Source organism: Rhabdaerophilum calidifontis, assembly GCF_008641065.1.
Classification (GTDB): domain Bacteria; phylum Pseudomonadota; class Alphaproteobacteria; order Rhizobiales; family Beijerinckiaceae; genus Rhabdaerophilum; species Rhabdaerophilum calidifontis.
Genome location: NZ_VTRS01000004.1, coordinates 1 through 18,097, shown reverse-complemented (window position 1 = coordinate 18,097; position 18,097 = coordinate 1). Strand labels below are relative to the sequence as shown.

Sequence of the window (18,097 nt, the reverse complement as noted above, 5' to 3'; positions counted from 1 at the left end):
TGAACCCGGCGGGGCGCCCTCGCGGCGCCCCGCCCCGCGTTTGAGGAAGCCCCCATGCAGCGGCGCGCCGCCTTCGACAATCTCTGGCTCGCCGGCGCGCTGATCGCGCCGCAGCTCCTGCTGGTGCTGGTCTTCTTCTACTGGCCGACCGTGCAGGCGCTCTATTGGGCTTTCTCGACCCAGCCGCCGTTCGGCGGCGCCAACCAATGGGTCGGCTGGCAGAATTTCGAGCAGATATTCTCGGACAGCGTCTACTGGAACTCGGTTCGCGTTTCGATAATCTTCGCGATCCTCTCGACATCGCTCTCGATCGCCACCGCGCTGCTGATGGCGCTGATGGTCGACCGGCAGCTTGCCGGGCACCGGGTCTACCGCTTCATCTATTTCTGGCCCTATGCGATCGCCGCGCCGGCCGTGGGGCTGGCGTTCCGCTTCATCTTCGCGCCGGATGCGGGTTTTGTCTCGGCCGTCAACCAGTTCGCGCCCAATCTCTGGAACCCGGCGCTCAAGGGCTGGGATGCGATGATCCTGATCGTCATCGCCAATTCCTGGAAGATGGCGGCCTACAACTTCATCTTCTTCCTCGCGGCCCTGCAGGCGATCCCGCGCACCTTGATCGAGGCCGCGGCGATGGACGGTTCGGGCGTGCTGCGCCGCGCGCGCGACGTGCAGATCCCGCTTCTCCAGCCGACCCTGTTCTTCCTCCTGGTGATCAACATCACCGAGAGTTTCGTCGACAGTTTCGGCATCGTCGACATTACCACCGGCGGCGGCCCGGCGCGCGCCACCGATCTGATGGTGTTCAAGATCTATTCCGACGGCTTCAAGGGTCTCGATTATTCGATGGCCGCTGCGCAATCCATCGTGCTGATGCTGCTTGTCGTCGCGCTCACCTTCATCCAGTTCCGCTATGTCGAGCGGCGCGTCCATTACGCCTGAGGCCGGCTCATGATCGAACGTTCTCCCCTGCTGGACGCGCTGACGCATGCGCTGATGATCGTCGGGCTGATCGTGACGGCCTTCCCGATCTATGTCGTCTTCATCGCCTCGACGCATGACCTGCCGAGCGTCAACCAGGTGCCGATGTCGCTGATTCCCGGCAATCACCTCGTCGAGAACTACGCCAAGGTCTGGAGCAAGTCGGATTTCGGGGCCAAGATGCTGAATTCGCTGATCGTTGCAGTCGGCGTGACGGTCGGGAAGGTTATTCTCGCCGCCATTTCGGCTTTCTCGATCGTGTTCTTCCGCTACCGGCTCCGGATGGTGTTCTTCTGGATGATCTTCATCACGCTGATGCTGCCGCTCGAGGTCCGCATCGTCCCGACCTATGCGGTGGCGGCCGATGTCGCCGAGCCCCTGCGCTGGCTCGTCTGGCTGTTCGGGATCGAGCTCGCCTTGCCGCCGGTCAACCTGCTCAATTCCTATACCGGGCTCATCCTGCCGCTGATCGCCACCGCGACCGGCACCTTCCTCTACCGGCAGTTCTTCCTGACGATCCCCGACAGCCTCGTCGAGGCGGCGAAGATGGACGGGGCCGGGCCGGTGCGTTTCTTCATCGAGCATCTGCTGCCGCTCTCGCGCAACAACATGGCGGCGCTTGCGACGATCATGTTCGTCTATGCCTGGAACCAGTATCTCTGGCCGCTGCTGATCACCACCGAGCAATCCATGGCCACGGCGACGATGCAGCTCCAGAAGATCGTGCCCGGCCCGCTGTTCGGCCAGCCGCCGATCTGGAACGAGGCGATGGCCGCCACGCTGATGGTGATGGTGCCGCCGCTGCTGGTCGTCATCTTCATGCAGCATTATTTCGTCCGCGGCCTCATCGCCTCGGACAAGTGAACCGGAAGGGAGGCCGCCATGGCCGATATCGAGATCCGCGGCATCACCAAGACCTACGGACCGACCCGCGTGCTGCACGGGGTCGATCTTTCGATCGCCAATGGCGAGTTCCTGGTGATCCTGGGGCCGTCGGGCTGTGGAAAATCGACGCTGCTACGCATGATTGCCGGGCTTGAGACGATCGATGGTGGCGAGATCGCCATCGGCGGTACCATCGTCAACCGGCTCGAACCGCGCGAGCGCGGTTGCGCGATGGTGTTCCAGAATTACGCGCTCTATCCGCACATGACGGTGGCGGAGAATATCGGCTACGCGCTCAAAGTGGCGGGCCGGCCCAAGGCCGAGCGTCTGGCGCGGATCGGCGAGATCGCCAAGATCGTCGGGCTCGAGGATTATCTCGACCGCAAGCCGAGCCAGCTCTCGGGCGGCCAGCGCCAGCGTGTGGCGATGGGGCGGGCCATGATCCGCGAGCCGAAGGTGTTTCTGTTCGACGAGCCGCTCTCCAATCTCGACGCCAAGCTGCGCGTGCAGATGCGGCTCGAGATCCGGCGCCTGCACCAGCGCCTCGGCGCGACATCGATCTTCGTGACGCATGACCAGATCGAGGCGATGACGCTCGCGGACCGGATCGTCGTCATGCATGGCGGGCGGGTCGAGCAGGTCGGCGCGCCGCGCACGCTCTATGCCACGCCGGCGACGCGCTTCGTCGCTTCCTTCCTCGGCTCTCCGGCGATGAACCTCATGCCGGCGGAAATCCTCCGCCCCGGCCTCGCGCGGATCGCCGGCGGCGTCGACATCGCCTTCGATCCGGCCCTGTTCGCGGCGGTTCCGGGGCAGCAGGTCGAACTCGGGATCCGCCCCGAGGACGTTGAACTCGTCCGCCCCGGCACCGAGGGCGCCCATGCGCTGGCGGTGCAGTTCGTGGAGGAGATGGGCGCGAGCCGGCTGGTCCACGGCCGCCTCGGCGAGGCGGAATTCGCCGTGGTCCAGCCGAATGGCCGCGGCACCGAGGGCGGCGAGACGCTCGCCATCGCGCTGCCGCCATCGGCGATCCATCTCTTCGATATCGGGAATGGTCGCCGGCTCGGCCTCGAACCGCAGCGCCTCGACGCGGTGCGCGCCGCCTGATCGCCGCCTGATTCCTGCCCGTCGCGTGCCGCGAGGCGCGCCAGCCGTTCCGCCGGAGCCGTCCCGTGACCTATCTCATCCGCAACGGCCTGGTCCTGTTCGAGCAGGGTCTTGCCGCGATCGATCTGCTCGCCGGGCCGGACGGCATCCGCGTCGCGCCGGGCACGGCCGGCGCCGCGCAGGGGCTCGACGCCGGGGGCCTGATGGTGCTGCCGGGAATCGTCGACATCCACGGCGATGCCTTCGAGCGCCAGATCATGCCGCGGCCCGGGGTCGGCTTCCCGCTCGATCTCGCGCTCGCCGAAACCGACAGGCAGCTCGTCGCGAACGGGATCACCACCGCCTGCCACGCCGTCACCTGGTCCTGGGAGCCGGGTCTGCGCGGTGCCGATACCGCCCGTGCCCTGCTCGCGACGCTGGAGGCGATGCGCCCGGCGCTGGCGGCGGACACGCATTTTCACCTGCGCCACGAGACCTTCAATTTCGAGGGCGAGGCCGAGATCCTCGACTGGATCGCCGCCCGGCGCATCCGCGTCCTCGCCTTCAACGATCACATGGAGGATATCGTCCGCAGTGCGACGGAGCGGAAGAGCAAGCTTACCAAGATGGTCGAGCGCTCTGGGATCGGCGAGACCGATTTCGTGACGCTGGTCAACCGGTTCTGGGCGCGGCGCGACGAGGTGCCGGGCCTCACCGAGCGCCTCGCCGCCGCGGCGGTGGCGGCCGGCGTCACGCTGCTCTCGCATGACGACAGGGATCCCGGCGAGCGGCGCTGGTATCGCGCGCGCGGCTGCCGGGTGGCCGAATTCCCGAAGACCGAGGAAACCGCGCGCGAGGCGGTCGCCGCCGGCGAAGACGTGATCTTCGGCGCGCCGAACGTCATCCGGGGCGGCAGCCATACCGGCTGTCCCTCGGCCGGGGAGATGGTGGCCGGCGGGCTCTGCACCGTTCTCGCCTCCGATTATTATTACCCCGCGCTTGCGCAGGCCCCCCTGCGGCTGGAGCGCGCGGGCGCCGCCGGCTTCGCCGCCGCCTGGGCGCTGGTCTCGACCAACCCGGCGCGGAGCCTCGGCCTGGCGGATCGCGGCCGGATCGCGGACGGGCTGCGCGCCGATCTCGTGCTTGCGGCGCGCGAGGAGAACCGGCTGCGGATCGTCGCGACGCTGGCCGATGGCCGGCTCGTCCATCTCGCGGAAGGCGCGCGGCTCGGCGCCGGCTGAGAGCGACGCGCTCCGGCCGGACCGCGCACCTATCTGCGGCCGACGCTCACATAGGTGAAGCCGAGCCGGCGCATCTCGTCGGGGCGATAAATGTTGCGCAGGTCCGCGACAACGGGCGCCCTCATCGAGGATTTGACGCGATCGAGATCGAGCGCCCGGAACATGTCCCATTCCGTGACGATGCACAGCGCGTCCGCATCCGCGACGCAGGCATAGGGGTCGGCGGCGTATTCGACGCCCTGGAGGACGAGCTTCGCCTGCTCCATGCCTTCCGGATCATAGGCGCGGATCTGCGCCCCGCCATCCTGCAAGGCCTGGATGACCGAGATCGAGGGCGCCTCGCGCATGTCGTCTGTGTTCGGCTTGAAGGTGAGGCCGAGCACGGCGATCGTCTTGCCGCGCACCGTACCGCCGCAGGCCGCGATGACACGCCGCGCCATCGCGCGCTTGCGCTTGTCGTTCGAGGTGACGACCGCCTCGACGATCGAGAGCGGCACCTGGTTGTCGTTGCCGGTGCGGATCAGCGCCAGCGTGTCCTTCGGGAAGCAGGACCCGCCATAGCCCGGCCCGGCATGGAGGAATTTCGGGCCGATGCGATTGTCGAGCCCGATACCGCGCGCGACCTCCTGCACATTGGCGCCAACGGCTTCGCACAGATCCGCGATCTCGTTGATGAAGCTGATCTTGGTCGCGAGGAAGGCGTTGGCCGCGTATTTGATCAGTTCCGAGGTGCGGCGATCGGTGAACATCAGCGGCGCCTGGTTGAGATAGAGCGGGCGGTAGACGCTGGTCATCACCTCGCGGGCCTTCGCGTCTTCCGCCCCGACCACGATGCGGTCCGGCCGCTTGAAATCGGCGATCGCGGCGCCCTCGCGCAGGAATTCGGGGTTCGAGACCACCGAGATCGGGATATCCGGCCGCATCTCGCGCATGATGCGCTCGATCTCGTCGCCGGTCCCGACCGGCACGGTCGATTTCGTGACGATGACGCAGGCGCCGGTCAGCGCCCGTGCGATCTCGCGCGCGGCGTCGAAGACATAGCTCAGGTCGGCATGGCCGTCGCCGCGCCGCGAGGGGGTGCCGACCGCAATGAAAACCGCCTCCGCGTCCTTGACCGCCGCGGGCAGATCGGTGGTGAAGACGAGGCGGCCGTCGCGAACGCTCTTCTGGACGAGTTCGCCGAGACCGGGCTCGAAGATCGGGACGCCGCCGGAATTCAGCATGTCGATCTTGGATCGGTCCTTGTCGACGCAGATCACGCGATGGCCGAAATCGGCGAAGCAGGCACCGGAAACAAGACCAACATAGCCCGACCCGACCATCACGATCCGCATCGCATATCTCCTGCAACAGGCATGTCCCGCCGGAGGCTAGAGCCTGAGGAGGCGGGCCGAGTCAAAGGGTTTTCGTCCGCCGGGCAGGTTTCGCCCGCCTAGTCCCGTGGGTTCAATCGAGCGTCTGGCGGAAGCGCGACAGCGCGAGCAGCGCATAGAGCGGGATGAACAGGCACAGGATCGCAAATTCCGAGCCGAGATCGGTGATGCCCGCGCCCTTCAGCATCACCGCCCGCACCACACGCAGGAAATGCGTCAGCGGGAAGATCTCGCCGAGCCATTGCGCCCAGACCGGCATGCCCGAGAACGGAAACATGAAGCCGGACAGCAGGAGTGAGGGCAGAAAGAAGAAGAAGGTGAGCTGCATCGCCTGCATCTGCGTGCGGGCGAGGGTCGAGAACGTGTAGCCGAGCAGGACGAGCGCCGCCACGAAGATCAGCACCGACAGGATGAGGAACCCGAGCGAGCCGATGAAGGGAATGCCGAACAGCCCCCTGGCGGCGATGAGCACCACGGTGACCTGCACGCCGCCGACGACGAGATAGGGCAGCACCTTGCCGAGCATGATCTCGGCCGGGGTTGCGGGCATGGCCAGGAGATTCTCCATCGTGCCCCGCTCGATCTCGCGGGTCAGCGCCATGGCCGTCATCATCACCATGGTCATCTGCAGGATGACCCCGAGCAGGCCGGGAACGATGTTGTATTGCGAGATCGCCTCGGGATTGTAGCGCCGGTGGATGATAACGCTCAGCGCCGCGCGCTGCTGATCGGCGGCGAGCGCCTCGCGCCCCTGCTCGCGCAGAAGGGCGCGGTTCGCCACGGTTTGCAGCGCCGCGATCGCGCCGCTCGATGCGGCCGGGTCGGTCGCGTCCGCCTCCACGAGCAGGACCGGTGCGTCGCCGCGCTCGACCCGGCGGCCGAAATCCGCCGGAATCGTCACCACGAAGGAGACGCGACCCGAGGCGATGAGGCTCTCGGCTGCCGCAGCGCTTTCCGGCCGGGCGATGAACCGGAAATAATTGGTCGCCTCCATGGCGGTGACGACGGCACGCGCGTAGCGGTCATTGCCGGTGGCGAGCAGGGCGGCGGGCAATCCGCGCGGATCGTTGTTGATCGCGAAGCCGAACAGCAGCAGCTGGATGATCGGCACGACGAGCATCATCGCGAAGGTCAGCCTGTCGCGGCGCATCTGCACGAATTCCTTCGCGAGGATCGCCAGCAGCCGGTTCGGGGAGAGCAGAACCATCGCGGGCATCACTCGGGCCGGGCGCCGGTGCGCGCCATGAACTGGATGAACACGTCCTCGAGGCTGGTCTCGCCGGGCCTCACCGCGATTCCCGGCCGCGCGGCCACGGGAGCGAGGCTCGCGGCGAGCGCCGCGCGGTCCCGCCCCACGACATGCAGCGTCCGTCCGAAGGGGGCGACCTGTTCGACCCCCGGCAGCGTGGCGACGAAATCCGCGAGTTCCACCGGATTGTCGGAATCGACGAGGAAGGTATGCAGCCCCGAATCGCGGATCACCTCCGCCACCGTGCCCGTGGCCAGCATCGTGCCGTAGGAGATATAGGCGATGCGATGGCAGCGCTCGGCCTCGTCCATGTAATGGGTCGAGACCAGCACGGTCAGCCCGCCGGCGGAGAGCCGGTGGATCTCCTCCCAGAATTCGCGCCGCGCCTTGGGGTCGACGCCGGCCGTCGGCTCGTCGAGCAGCAGCAGCCTCGGCGCGTGCATGATGCAGGCGGCGAGCGCGAGGCGCTGCTTCCAGCCGCCCGAAAGCGTGCCGGCGAGCTGGTCGCGCCGGCTCGTCAGGCCGAGATCTGCGAGTGTCCGCCTGACCGCGTTCTCGACCGGCCGCAGCCCGTAGAGCCGCGCGACGAAGGCGAGGTTCTCGGCGATGGTCAGATCCTCGTAGAACGAGAACCGTTGCGTCATGTAGCCGACTTCACGCTTGATCCGCCGGCTCTGGCGGCGGACATCGAAGCCCAGCACAGTACCCTCGCCGGCATCGGGCGTGAGCAGCCCGCAGATGATCCGGATCGTCGTCGTCTTGCCCGAACCGTTGGGGCCGAGGAAGCCGACGATCTCGCCCGGCTCGACGCGCAGCGAGACATTGTCCACCACGCGCTTCCTGCCGAAGCTTTTTGTCAGCCCCCGGACATCGATCGCGCTCACCGCGCCGCCTCCTCGAAGACGACATCGACGATCTGCCCCGGCTGGAGATGTGCGGCGGCGCTGTCCGCCGGCCGCGCCTCGACGAGATAGACGAGCTTCTGACGCGTCTCGAGCGAATAGATCACCGGCGGGGTGAATTCCGGTTCCGGCGCCACATAGCTGATCGTTGCGCCGAGGCCGGGCGGGCAGCCGTCGCAGCGCACGACCAGCGCGCGGCCGATCGCGGCCCGGCTCACCAGTCGCTCCGGCAGGTAGATCTTGAGCTTCACGGCGCCGTCCGGCAGTAGCGAGAGCACCGGCGCGGTCGGCCCCGCAACCTCACCGGGATGGCGCAGGATATCGGCGATCCGCCCGGCGGCGCTGGCGGCGATCGCCCGCTGGCCGAGACGCCAGCGCGCCGTGCCCAGTGCGGCGGCTGCCTGCGCCACCAGATTCTCGGCGGCCCGGATCTCGTCGGGCCGTGCGCCGAGGCGCGCGACGTCGAGATGCGCCCGCAACTCGCCGATTCGTGCCGTCGCCACCTCGAAGGCGGTCTGTGCCTGGTCGAGTTCGGCCTGGGTCGCGAAACCGCGCGTGGAAAGATCGCGGCGGCGGTCGAGCGTGCGCCGCGCATCGCGGGCCTGCGCCTCGGCCGCTGCGATGGTCGCCTCGATCGCCGCGATCTCCTCGCTCCGCTTGCCGAGCCGCAGATTGGCGAGCTGCGCTTCCGCCTGCCGCAGCCGCGCCTCCGCGTCACGCACCGCAAGCTCCGCATCGGCGCGTTCGACCCCGGCCACGATCTGCCCTTCGGCGACGCGTTCGCCGCGCCGCACCGCCACGCTCTCGATCCGCGCGATCTCGATCGGCGCGAGATGGACATATTCGCCCTCGACATACCCGACCGCCACCGGCTTGGGGGGCGCACAGCCGGGCAGGAGCCAGGCAAGAACGGCATAGGCGCACAGGGATTCGATCATGACCGGGCTCCGTCAGGTCTGTCCCGCCGCTCGGCCGCGATCGCCGCGACAAGGTTGCGCCGCGCGACCGCCGCGATGCGCACGGCCTCCTCCATGCCGATCGTCTCCCAGCCGAGCCGGCGCAGCACGACCTGACGGCCGACGCGGAAATAGACGATCTGGCCGACAAAGCTGAAAACGCGGAGCGCCGTCATCTCCGAATCGGCATCCTGGCCGGTCGCCGCCGCCCAGAGCCGGCAGGCGCGGCGGTGCATCGGCGCGATGAAGGCGGTGAAGACCCGCTCGAAGGCGGGCGACAGATCCATCTGCTCGCGGATCATGAAGCGCGCGAAGCGCTCGCCGCGCGGATCGGCGACGATGAACCCCACGAGAAGATCGAGCACGGCGCCGAGGCGGGCTTCCGCCTGTTCGGGGGTGAGGGCGGAGATTTCCGCGTCGGGCAGCAGCGGCACGAGCCTCTGGCCCGCGAGTTCCGCGATGTAATCCGCGCAGGCAAGCCGGAGCCCGGCCTTAGAGCCGAAATGATAGGCAATGCCGGCAATGTTCGCGCCGGCGCGCGCCGCGATCGCACGCGTGGAGGTGCCATCAAATCCATTGCGCCCGAACAGATCGATGGCCGCGAGGATCAGGTTCTCGCGGGTCGGGAGGAGCATGCGCTCGGGTGTCGGCAAGGGGTCCTGCATGGAGACAGGCTGGCATGGGGCCAGAAGAAAATCAATCGTTTGATTTATTTGTGATCAGATTCCATGGAAGGCTACAACTGCGCATCCATAATTTTGCCTTAACAGGGAATCTGTCACAAGGTTGTTAAAAATGATTCCAGGCTCACCGCGTGGATTTTTGCGCCACAGTTTCGCCGGATAAGATATTTGATGCGCCTAAACCAACCCAGAGTTGCAGAAAACATCAAGAATTTTCAGGGTATGCAATCAGTTCACATCTAGACTGTTGACGTGGGGATCGATTTGCTGACGAACGAGACGATCAGCCAATAGAATAGGCAAAAAATACAGCGGCCACGAGGAAATTATGCTTTACCGCGCTGCGGGATCCTGTTAGCAAGCCCAAGGTTCGAGGATGGCTCAGGCTGACAGCCAACATGAGGGAGTCGCACAATGCCGATTAACGGAAACAATGGCAACAACGTGCTTTTGGGTGCCGGCGGGAACGACGAAATCAACGGCAATGGCGGGGCCGACATCCTGTTCGGCTTCGGCGGCAACGACGTGCTGAACGGCGGCACCGGCAACGACGTTCTGTTCGGAGGCTCCGGCAAGGATACGCTGCGTGGCGGCGCCGGGGACGATTATCTCGATGGCGGCGCCGGCAAAGACGTGCTGAACGGCGGCACGGGCGATGATATCCTCGTCGGCGGCGCCGGCGGCGACAAGTTCGTGTTCGGCAGCAATTTCGGCGGCGACATCATCCTTGATTTCTCCGCTTCCGACGCGATCGATCTCACGGCTTTTACCGGCATCACCAGCGTTTCGCAGCTGACCCTTGTTCAGGTCGGGCCGAACGTGGTCGTCAATGTTCCGGGCGCGAATGGCGGTTCGATCACGATCTACAACGCCACGGTCGCTCAGGTGGCGAGCCAGATCGAGGTGGCCTGCGTCCTTCGCGGCACGCAGATCCGGACGCCTTCGGGCGAGGTCGCGGTCGAGAATCTCGCGATCGGCGACATGGTCGTCTCGGTTGATGGTACCGCGCGCCCGGTCAAGTGGATCGGCCGCCGGGCCTATTCCCGTGCCTTCGTCGAAGGCAATGTCCGCGTTGCGCCGGTTCTGATCACGGCAGGCGCGCTCGGCGACAATCTCCCGGCGCAGGATCTGATGGTTTCGCCGGAGCACGCCGTGTTCGTGGAAAATGTTCTTGTCCCGGCCAAGCACCTGATCAACGGCACAAGCATCCGGCAGGTCTTCGCCTTCGAGACGGTCGAATACTTCCATGTCGAGCTCGACTCGGCCGACGTGATCTTCACCAACGGCCTTGCAACCGAGACCTATGTCGATCACGGCAACCGCCGCATGTTCGCCAATTATGCCGAGTTCGTCGATCTATACGGCGAGACGGAGGGCAATGCCCCGGCCGCGCGGCGGTTCGAGGCCGTGACGGCCGGCCCGGCGCTCGACGCGATCCGGGCGCGGTTCGCCGCTCCGGCCGTCCAGGTCGCCTGAGGCGTATCTAAGCATTCTCGGACGGGCATCCGGCCCGTCCGGTTCTGGGCGCCCAGGGCGTCGCCAACATAAGAGCGTGTCGTGGTCGGGCAGCGGTTCACGGAAGGAAATGGTTCTGCGGCGCGGGTTCTCCGTGTCTCTCGGGGCCTTTTCGTGTTCCGCTACGTTTCCTCGCGTGCGGGCATCGAGGCGCCCGAGGTCATGGTCTCTGCCGAGCCTGGCTCCGGCGTCGAGATCATCGCGCCCGACGGATCGTCCCGTCCCGTTCTTCGCAATCCCGGCGATGCCGTCGTCGTGCGCGCGGACCGCGATTCCAGCATGCGCGCCGCGATCACGCCGGTCCGAATGGGCGGAAGCCGCGACGCGCAGTTTGTCTTCGAGCGCATCACGCTCTCGCCGCCGGCGGACAATTGTTATCCTGAGCCGGCTGATCATTACGGGCATGCGCCGTTCTCGCCGCCGAGCATCCTCGCGCATGTGGCGCGGCGCGGCGATGTGACGGTTGCTTCGGGGGAATGGGTCTGCGGACCGCAATTCCCCATGGTGATCGAGGGGCTTCAGGTTGTCTGGCCCGACCGGCCGCATGATGTCGATCTCCTCGTCGGCTGTCAGATCAATTCGCGCGGGCGGCGCGTGTTCCCGCAGGCGCCATCGGGCACATTCGTGGGGACGCGGGGCAAGGCCGCGCCCTTGATCGGGGTTTCGTTTGCGCTGGTGGGGCGCAATGCAGCCGGCTATCGGCTGACCTGTGAGGCGCTGTTCCTGGGTTGCCAGGTGCAGGCGCAGGAGGGTTCCGATCTGGAACTCTCCGGTCCGACTGGGCTCGAGCCCCTTGTCGGTCTCCGGATACGGGTGCTCGAGAATGCCCGCTCCACGTCCTTTTCTCGCGACTCCCTGGCCGATCGGCCCGCTGACATTCCGATGCTTAGCGCGGCCGGCCGGACCTATTCGCCGCGGGCTCCGGGGAATGCGGATCTCTTTCCGCCGCCGGCGCCTGCGGTCCTCCCGGCTCCCTCCGTGTCCAAAACGGGGCGGGTTCGGGTTTTCCGCGCAGAGCGGCCCATTTCGAATGCTCGATGAGACACTTGTAAGCCCCTGAGGAAGGAGCCGACCGATGGCGACGTACGATTACACGGAAGCGCAGTTTAGCGACAAGCTGGACAATGCGGGCGTTTTCTCAACGGCCGAGAGGGATGCCATCCTCGACGCCCTGCAGAATGCCGGCATCCTGAACAACAGCTCGATCGCCGGTGACCTGATCCGCACCGAGACGCTGCCGGCCGGCAATGTCAGCGGCAGCGGCGAGGAAGTCTTCTTCGTCGAGGGCGGCCCGACCGGCCCGGTCACGCTCGACCCGGCCGACCATGCGGTGATCTTCTCGACGGATGACGATGTCGACGTGACGATCAACACCGCCGGCAATGTCAGCGGTAAGCAAATCTTCGCGACCGGCGACGGCAACGACGTCATCCACAGCACCGGCACCAGCAGCGACTTCCTGCTCGTCGCCGATGGCGACAATTACGTCTCGGCCGGCTCGGGCAATGACACGGTCATCTCCGGCGGCGGTGACGATACCGTCTATGGCGGCGCCGGCTCCGACACGATCGAGGTCGCGGGCGGCAACAACTACATCGACGGCGGCAATGGCAGCGACACCATCGTCGCGGCCGGCGGCGACGACACCGTCTATGGCGGTTCGGGCGACGATGAGATCACGGTGGGCAATGGCGACAACTTCGTCGATGCCGGTACCGGCAGCGATTACGTCTCCGCCGGCAACGGCAACGACTCGATCCTCGGCGGCAATGGCGACGACACCATCTATGGCGGTGGCGGCGACGACACCATCATCGCCGGCTCGGGCGACGACGTGGTCTATATCGGCGAGGGCAATTCGTCGGTCAGCGGCGGCTCGGGCAGCGACGAGTTCTACCTCACCGGCCAGGGCAGCTCGACGATCCAGGGCGGTTCGGGCAGCGACGAACTCTATGTCGAGAGCTTCGCCACCACCGACATCGTCAGCTCCTCGACGGTTGCCGGCGTCACGACGGTCACCTTCTCGAACGGCGACACGCTCACCTATTCCGAGATCGAGACCGTCAAGTTCAGCGACCAGATCTGAGTGGCGGGGGCGGCATAAGCCGCCTTCCCCCGAAGCAAGTCGAAGGGGCCGCGCGGGCCCCTTCTTTTTTTCTGGTGCGGGCGCCTATACTCGGCCAAAGGGCGAGGAGATCGGGCGATTCTGGAAGCCGGCTTGATGCAAGGTTGGACGGAGCTTTACGAGAACCCGACTGTGCTTGGTGCGGAATGGGGCTATGAACGCATCTATTCTGCCCTCTCCTATGCGCATATCCGCGCGCTGCGGCAGGCGCCGATCATGGTCGGCGAGGCGCGAACCCTCGCGGCCGCCTACCCGCTCTGCTGGCGGATCGTCGACGGGTTGCCCGTTCTCCAGGCGCTGATGAGCCTGCTCGGCGATGGCAAGGGGCACTACCCGGCACCCAACAGGCCGTTGCCGCTTGCGCTGCACGCCTACCCGATTGCTGTTCCCGATCCGGAATCGGTGGCCAACCAGCGGCTGATCATCGATCGCGTGTTCCCCGATGCGCCGAGCGATATCGGCGCGCCGATCCTGCTTGAGAACGCCAAGATGAGCAAAGGCGCGATCGCCCGCGCCCGGCTCGCGGTTTCGGTCGCCCGCGGCCTCCAGTTCACGAATGCGCTCTCGCGCGATCTCCTCGATGGCGGGTTCCTGGAGCCCTGGCCGCTCAAGTTCGATCTCGGCGCGGGCGTGAGCGTTCTGCGGGACGATCTCATGGTCGTCGCGGCGGCGCGCCTCGGGCGGCCCGAGCTGTTCGGCCTGGTGGAGACCCATGGCGTCGATGCGGGCTTGTTCCTGGCCACCCAACGCCTGTCCCTGTTCCGGATCTCGGCGCTTCTCGGCCTCGCGAAAGCCGCCGTGACGCAGGCGCCGGATGCCGCGACGGAGCCGGCACTTTGAGCAATCTCTTCGAGTTCCGGCCCGTCGCGCAATCCACCCTGCGCCGCTGGTCGCGGCCGGCCCGGTTCGATTTCCTGGACGATCTCGCCTTCGTGCCGATCGCGGATACTGAATTGCTGCACCTGTCGCATTATGCACCGATCGGCATCCGGCTTGGTCGCCATGGTCCCGAAGTGGTGGCGATCCTGCATTCGGAGCTCAACATCGGCAGGCTTCTCGGCAAGGAGGGGCGCTGGCTGCCGCCCTACGCGCCCTATGCCCTGCGCTGCCTGCCCTTCCGTGGCGTTGGGCCGGAGGCGATGCCGGAGATCGCCGAGGCGCTATGCAGCGCGGAGGGGGAGCAATTCCCGCTCCTGGGCGAGGACGGCCAGCCCGGCAAGGATTATGCCTATGTGATCGAGATGCTCCGGCGGCTCGCGCGTGGATCGCTGCGGCTCGCGAATGCCGCAAAGCTCCTGCTGGCGGCGGATTGCCTCGTGGCGCTCTACCCGCTCGAATCGCAGCCGGAGGCGATGGTCTATGTGGTCTCGGAAACCCTGCTCCAGCGCTTTTCCGGCGCGCAGGCCGCGGCGCTGACGACCGACAGCAACCTTCCCTACGAGATCGCGGCGGCGTCGCTGTTCTCGCAGCGGCTGCTGCGGCGTGGCGCGGTTCAGGATCTGCCCACCCCCGCGCCATCCCGCATGGTTGCGCCGGCCATGGATCAGGGCCACCGGCCCATGATACAGGACTTCCAGGGCTCCTTCGAGGAGCCGCTGATGATGGACGACAGCACTCTGTTCTCGATCGACGATTTCCTCGAGTTTTCCGACAAAGCTGATGAGCGCTCTTGACGTCCTGTTCGTCCACAACAACTTCCCGGCACAATTCCGCAACCTTGCCGCGACTTTCGCGAGCCTTCCCGGATGTCGTGTAGCCGCGATCGGCGCCGGCAGCGCGAGCGCAATGGCGGGGGTCGATCTGCGCCGATACGGCTTCTCCGGGCGCGAATTGAGCAATGTCCACCCCTTCGCCCGCCGGTTCGAGATCGAGAGCCGCCGCGCCGAGCAGGTGATGTATTCCGCCAACGCGATGAAGTATGACGGCTTCACGCCGCAATTGATCTACGTTCATCCGGGCTGGGGCGAAGCGCTGCCGCTGCGCGTGCTGTTTCCGGATGCCACGCTGTGCTGCTATTCCGAGTTCTATTACGCCCCGAGCGGCACGGATGTGGGGTTCGACCGCGAGTTCCCGCCCTTCGGAATCGATGGCGAGACGCGGATCGTGCTGCGCAACGCCGCGACGCTGCTGGCGCTGACCGATGCGGATTTCGCGGTGGCGCCGACGGAATGGCAGCGCAGCGTGTTTCCGCGCGAGTTTCGCGACAAGATCCATGTGGTGCATGACGGGCTGGATTGCGACCGGCTGATGCTGCGCGCGCCGGCGCGGGCGCGCGAGATCGCGGGGATCCCGATCCCGGACGATGCGGAGATCGTGACCTTCGTGGCGCGGAATCTCGAGCCGTATCGAGGTTTCCACGTTTTCATGCGCGCGCTGCCGCGGCTGCTGGCAAAGCGCCCGCGGGCGCGGGTGTTCCTAGTGGGAGGCGACAAGGTCGGCTATGGCGCCGGGCCGCCGCGGCACGCAAGCTGGCGGCAGGCGCTGCTTGAGGAATTGGACGGCCGGCTCGATCTCGGGCGGGTCCACTTCACCGGCAGCCTTCCTTACGAGAGCTACCTGGCCTTGCTCGTGCGCTCCGACGCGCATTGCTACCTGACCTACCCGTTCGTGCTCTCGTGGTCGATGCTGGAGGCGATGGCGCTGGGCTGCCTGGTTGTCGGCTCGGATACCGGGCCCGTGACCGAAGTGATCACCCATGGGGAGAACGGCCTGCTGGTGCCGTTCTTCGACACGGACGCGATCGCCGATACGATCGCCGATGCGCTGGCCCATCCGCGGCGCATGCGGCGCCTGCGCGAGGCGGCGCGCCACACGGCGCGCAGCCGTTACGATTTCGCGCGTGTCAGCCTGCCCCGGCACGTGGACTTGCTGCATCAGGTGGGCTGCTCGCAGCGGCTGGTGGAATTGCTCGCGGGGGTGCAGCCAGCCGACATATAACTGACGAGGACGTTCTATAGGAGAAGATAGTCCATTTAAACGCTGGGAAATGGATCTGCCGGCGTTCAGCGTGACAGGAATTGTGGACGGCGCTGGCTGTGCCGCGCAGTGCATCTGGAAGGTGGCGTAAATGACGACGATTGTATCGACTGTTAAATATTCACGTCCGTTTGAGATATGGAAGATTGGATTCAACAATGTTGTTCGCAGCATAAATGAGATTTGTACGGATGAAAGGATTAGCAGGGTCGATTCTTGTAAATTTTCAGATAAATTGACCGAAAATATTTCCGAGGATGCGGGCGGGGTTTTTGTCTTTGGTTCTGCCGCACCATGGAGGAAGAAGCCGGCGCGCGGGTACCTTTTTCCTGAACCACAATATCCCGACGGTGAAACAGGAGTTCCAGAGGCGCGCTGGCAGCAATCCAGAGTCTCAACGATGGCCATTGCCGCGCTGTCGCAGCCCGCAAATTTCCCGCCCCGCTTCCGGCAAATGGAAAGCAAGAAGAAAACGAGGCGCGTTTCTGTCATCCTGACAGGCTCCGGACGATTTCAGGAGAAATCAGAAGATTTCCGTTTTCAAAGCTATCTTCAGTTCACAAAAATAGAAATCGGAGCGTTTCTTGATACGATTGCAGAAAACTCAAATATCCATGTAACTGGAATCAGTACAGCGGAAACGCGAGGGGATGTTGACTATGACATGCAAGATCTGATTCTGCGGATGCGCGCATCTCACGCTCCGATTGCCCATTCCGGGCTCAATGGGCATGAGATATTGTCTATTGCATCCAATTCCCAGCTTGTCCTGACAGATTGCCGTGAAGTGGCAGCCGCTGCACGGCGTTGCGGTGCGCAGGTTTGCTTCTTTTCCGATGTGTTCTCTGAAGATTTGCCAGAATATCGGATTTATTCTGACGGTTTTTTTGAACCATATTCAATTTCTGCGGCCGCAATTGAACGACGGATCAGGCGCCTTAACGCTCAATCTTTTAAAGATACTCTGGAAGAGATCGAAAATCAGGTAGAGGCTTTACAGCAGGCCTGTCTCCGTCAACCAGCACTCGTCATCGCGTAAATCAACCGGGGTCCGTTGTGAGCAAGATCATCTGTCTGGGATATTTTGACCGGGGCAATTCCGGAGACGAAGCCTTCAAGCTTGCGCATGAATGGTTTTTTGATGCCGAGAACATCGAGTTCCACAAAGCACGGATCCCGGCCGAGGATGTGAGATGTAGACCCGTTATTCTCGGCGGTGGGGATGTTGTTGCGCCGTTTTTTCTGAATTGGATACCCCAGGGGACGAAATTCTCGATGGTTGGGGTCGGATTGAAATACGAGCAATCAAGTATCGAGGCGTTGAAAGCACGCGGAAACGATCTTGATTTTGCATGGTATCGCAACAGGATCGATGTAGATCTTTGCAGAGATGCTGGAATGAACTGTGACTATATCCCAGATATCGTTTTCGCATTACGAAATCACGACGTTAATGTGCCTGCCCATTTGATGGAGATTGTTAGGCCGTCAAATTCGAAACCGACAATTGTCATCTGCCTATCTGATCATATGAACAGCAGGTTTTCTCTGGCTGATGCCAGAATTACTTCTTATCTGGAGTATTTCAAATGGGAGATTGCACGCACGCTCGACGAGCTTGTTTCAGGATACAACATCGTTTTTCTGCCTCTTTCCGTTTATGCAAACCATCAGGACGCCAGATTCCACTACGAAGTCGTTCGCAGGATGCGGAACGCGCGTCACGTAAAAGAAATTCGTGAGGCTTTGCATCCAGCTGTTGCAATTTCTCTTGTTCGACGTTGCGATTTCATGGTCTCCATGAAGTTGCATGGAAACATATATGGTCTTCTAACTGAGAGGAATTGCGTAAACATCGGTGTTGGGCGCAAGCAGACAAAGCTCTACGAGGAAGCCGGGCTCGATGAGGTATCTCTTGAGCCCTACAGCTTCACCAAGGATCGGTTCTTGAAGTGCTTTGAGGCAGCATCGCAACCGAAGCTGAAGCGTAAGATTAGCGCCTGACCTGCCACTGAGTTGTCATCCAGCGGCGATTAGAGCCTCGGCGGGTTTTACGCCTTGTGGCGCGGGTGGAGCAACGGGCGATCGGCGGAGTTGGTCGGTGTTGCGCAGCCGATCGCCCGTTGCG

Annotated in this window: 17 protein-coding genes; 12 read left to right on the top strand and 5 right to left on the bottom strand. The window is 64.5% G+C overall.

Annotated features, from left to right (window positions below):
• Positions 1-54 precede the first annotated feature (54 nt).
• The 4 genes from FWJ24_RS08250 to FWJ24_RS08235 all read left to right on the top strand — a co-directional run bounded on the left by FWJ24_RS08250 (position 55) and on the right by FWJ24_RS08235 (position 4,190).
• Positions 55-939 (top strand): carbohydrate ABC transporter permease, encoded by an 885-nt coding sequence (locus FWJ24_RS08250; protein ID WP_150287345.1) that lies wholly within the window; start codon positions 55-57, stop codon positions 937-939.
• A 9-nt stretch (positions 940-948) separates the two neighbouring features.
• The gene (ugpE, locus tag FWJ24_RS08245) at positions 949-1,842 is read left to right on the top strand and encodes a sn-glycerol-3-phosphate ABC transporter permease UgpE (RefSeq protein ID WP_150287344.1); all 894 of its coding nucleotides are present in this window, start codon (positions 949-951) and stop codon (positions 1,840-1,842) included.
• 18 nt (positions 1,843-1,860) lie between these two features.
• The gene (locus FWJ24_RS08240; RefSeq protein WP_150287343.1) at positions 1,861-2,970 is read left to right on the top strand and encodes an ABC transporter ATP-binding protein; all 1,110 of its coding nucleotides are present in this window, start codon (positions 1,861-1,863) and stop codon (positions 2,968-2,970) included.
• Between the two features lie 65 nt (positions 2,971-3,035).
• On the top strand, positions 3,036-4,190 hold the full coding sequence (locus FWJ24_RS08235; RefSeq protein ID WP_150287342.1) for an alpha-D-ribose 1-methylphosphonate 5-triphosphate diphosphatase: 1,155 nt from the start codon (positions 3,036-3,038) through the stop codon (positions 4,188-4,190).
• A gap of 29 nt (positions 4,191-4,219) precedes the next feature.
• On the opposite strand, the gene FWJ24_RS08230 is transcribed toward FWJ24_RS08235, so the two are convergent.
• The 5 genes from FWJ24_RS08230 to FWJ24_RS08210 form a co-directional block, all read right to left on the bottom strand.
• Positions 4,220-5,524, bottom strand: coding sequence for a UDP-glucose dehydrogenase family protein (locus tag FWJ24_RS08230; RefSeq protein WP_150287341.1), 1,305 nt, complete (start codon positions 5,522-5,524; stop codon positions 4,220-4,222).
• A 112-nt stretch (positions 5,525-5,636) separates the two neighbouring features.
• Positions 5,637-6,770 carry an ABC transporter permease gene (locus FWJ24_RS08225; RefSeq protein ID WP_150287340.1) on the bottom strand — a complete coding sequence of 378 codons (1,134 nt, stop codon included), beginning with the start codon at positions 6,768-6,770 and terminating at the stop codon, positions 5,637-5,639.
• An 8-nt stretch (positions 6,771-6,778) separates the two neighbouring features.
• A complete protein-coding gene (locus tag FWJ24_RS08220; protein ID WP_150287339.1) occupies positions 6,779-7,696 on the bottom strand; it encodes an ABC transporter ATP-binding protein in 918 nt (305 codons plus the stop codon).
• A complete protein-coding gene (locus tag FWJ24_RS08215; RefSeq protein WP_425468919.1) occupies positions 7,693-8,649 on the bottom strand; it encodes an HlyD family secretion protein in 957 nt (318 codons plus the stop codon). The genes FWJ24_RS08220 and FWJ24_RS08215 overlap by 4 nt, the downstream gene beginning before the upstream one ends.
• Entirely contained in the window at positions 8,649-9,305 is a 657-nt protein-coding gene (locus FWJ24_RS08210) for a CerR family C-terminal domain-containing protein (protein ID WP_246155613.1), read from the bottom strand. The genes FWJ24_RS08215 and FWJ24_RS08210 overlap by 1 nt, the downstream gene beginning before the upstream one ends.
• 462 nt (positions 9,306-9,767) lie before the next feature.
• Here FWJ24_RS08210 and FWJ24_RS08205 point away from each other — a divergent pair, with 462 nt between their 5' ends.
• From FWJ24_RS08205 to FWJ24_RS08170, 8 genes are all read left to right on the top strand, one after another.
• Entirely contained in the window at positions 9,768-10,829 is a 1,062-nt protein-coding gene (locus FWJ24_RS08205; protein WP_150287336.1) for a Hint domain-containing protein, read from the top strand.
• Between the two features lie 153 nt (positions 10,830-10,982).
• The gene (locus tag FWJ24_RS08200) at positions 10,983-11,909 is read left to right on the top strand and encodes a hypothetical protein (protein WP_150287335.1); all 927 of its coding nucleotides are present in this window, start codon (positions 10,983-10,985) and stop codon (positions 11,907-11,909) included.
• A 34-nt stretch (positions 11,910-11,943) separates the two neighbouring features.
• A complete protein-coding gene (locus FWJ24_RS08195; protein ID WP_150287334.1) occupies positions 11,944-12,954 on the top strand; it encodes a calcium-binding protein in 1,011 nt (336 codons plus the stop codon).
• Positions 12,955-13,089: 135 nt separating this feature from the next.
• Positions 13,090-13,833 (top strand): SapC family protein, encoded by a 744-nt coding sequence (locus FWJ24_RS08190; RefSeq protein ID WP_150287333.1) that lies wholly within the window; start codon positions 13,090-13,092, stop codon positions 13,831-13,833.
• Positions 13,830-14,666, top strand: a complete 837-nt coding sequence (locus tag FWJ24_RS08185; protein ID WP_166443636.1) for a SapC family protein — start codon at positions 13,830-13,832, stop codon at positions 14,664-14,666. The genes FWJ24_RS08190 and FWJ24_RS08185 overlap by 4 nt, the downstream gene beginning before the upstream one ends.
• Positions 14,653-15,930, top strand: coding sequence for a glycosyltransferase (locus FWJ24_RS08180; RefSeq protein ID WP_150287331.1), 1,278 nt, complete (start codon positions 14,653-14,655; stop codon positions 15,928-15,930). Before FWJ24_RS08185 ends, FWJ24_RS08180 begins: the two co-directional genes overlap by 14 nt.
• A 130-nt stretch (positions 15,931-16,060) precedes the next feature.
• Positions 16,061-17,008 (top strand): hypothetical protein, encoded by a 948-nt coding sequence (locus FWJ24_RS08175; RefSeq protein ID WP_150287330.1) that lies wholly within the window; start codon positions 16,061-16,063, stop codon positions 17,006-17,008.
• A gap of 17 nt (positions 17,009-17,025) precedes the next feature.
• A complete protein-coding gene (locus FWJ24_RS08170) occupies positions 17,026-17,973 on the top strand; it encodes a polysaccharide pyruvyl transferase family protein (RefSeq protein WP_166443635.1) in 948 nt (315 codons plus the stop codon).
• Positions 17,974-18,097: the final 124 nt, after the last annotated feature.

What these genes read in the sequence shown, in the direction of transcription:
- FWJ24_RS08250 (WP_150287345.1), top strand. Translation starts at nt 55, where the DNA reads ATGCAGCGGCGCGCCGCCTTCGACAATCTCTGGCTCGCCGGCGCGCTG.
- ugpE (WP_150287344.1), top strand. Translation starts at nt 949, where the DNA reads ATGATCGAACGTTCTCCCCTGCTGGACGCGCTGACGCATGCGCTGATG.
- FWJ24_RS08240 (WP_150287343.1), top strand. Translation starts at nt 1,861, where the DNA reads ATGGCCGATATCGAGATCCGCGGCATCACCAAGACCTACGGACCGACC.
- FWJ24_RS08230 (WP_150287341.1), bottom strand. Translation starts at nt 5,524, where the DNA reads ATGCGGATCGTGATGGTCGGGTCGGGCTATGTTGGTCTTGTTTCCGGT.
- FWJ24_RS08225 (WP_150287340.1), bottom strand. Translation starts at nt 6,770, where the DNA reads ATGGTTCTGCTCTCCCCGAACCGGCTGCTGGCGATCCTCGCGAAGGAA.
- FWJ24_RS08210 (WP_246155613.1), bottom strand. Translation starts at nt 9,305, where the DNA reads ATGCTCCTCCCGACCCGCGAGAACCTGATCCTCGCGGCCATCGATCTG.
- FWJ24_RS08205 (WP_150287336.1), top strand. Translation starts at nt 9,768, where the DNA reads ATGCCGATTAACGGAAACAATGGCAACAACGTGCTTTTGGGTGCCGGC.
- FWJ24_RS08195 (WP_150287334.1), top strand. Translation starts at nt 11,944, where the DNA reads ATGGCGACGTACGATTACACGGAAGCGCAGTTTAGCGACAAGCTGGAC.
- FWJ24_RS08190 (WP_150287333.1), top strand. Translation starts at nt 13,090, where the DNA reads ATGCAAGGTTGGACGGAGCTTTACGAGAACCCGACTGTGCTTGGTGCG.
- FWJ24_RS08180 (WP_150287331.1), top strand. Translation starts at nt 14,653, where the DNA reads ATGAGCGCTCTTGACGTCCTGTTCGTCCACAACAACTTCCCGGCACAA.
- FWJ24_RS08175 (WP_150287330.1), top strand. Translation starts at nt 16,061, where the DNA reads ATGACGACGATTGTATCGACTGTTAAATATTCACGTCCGTTTGAGATA.